1 protein-coding gene is annotated in these 510 nt (G+C 72.0%); it reads left to right on the forward strand.

All coding sequences use genetic code 11. From position 1 onward, the window contains the following. On the forward strand, window positions 1–510 hold a 510-nt coding region (locus MJ797_RS06375), incomplete at both ends, for an HNH endonuclease signature motif containing protein (RefSeq protein WP_239332767.1).

The following is a 510-nucleotide window of genomic DNA, read 5'->3' on the forward strand; positions in this document are numbered from 1 at the left end:
GTGCTGGCGCCGCTGTCCGCGTTCCTCGGGGAACCCGGCGCGGCGCCCGCGCAGACCAGCTGGGGCCTTCCGTTACCCGCTGCGGTCCTGGCCCGGCTGCGCTGCGACGCTGAGATCACCCGGGTTCTGCTCGGCCCTGCCGGGGTGCCGTTGGATGTGGGTCGCAGCCAGCGGGTCGTGCCCCCCGGCCTGCGCCGGGCGCTGGCCGTCCGGGACCGCTGTTGTTCCTTCCCGGGCTGTGACCGGCCGTCGGGCTGGTGCGAAGCCCACCACGTGATCGAATGGTCACAGGGGGGTCGTACCGCCCTGGACAACCTCACGCTGGTATGCGGCCGGCATCACCGCCTGTCACATCATAGCGACTGGGAGATCCAGTTCGGTGGCGACGGCATCCCCGAATGGATCCCACCGGGATGGATCGACCCGGCTCGGACCCCCCGGCGCAACCCCTTCCGCCGCACGATCCACGACACGTGGGGCGGCCACGGGAAACGGGACGGCCCCGGAGAA

The sequence above is a fragment of the Protofrankia sp. CiP3 genome, from assembly GCF_917627345.1.
GTDB lineage: Bacteria > Actinomycetota > Actinomycetes > Frankiales > Frankiaceae > Protofrankia.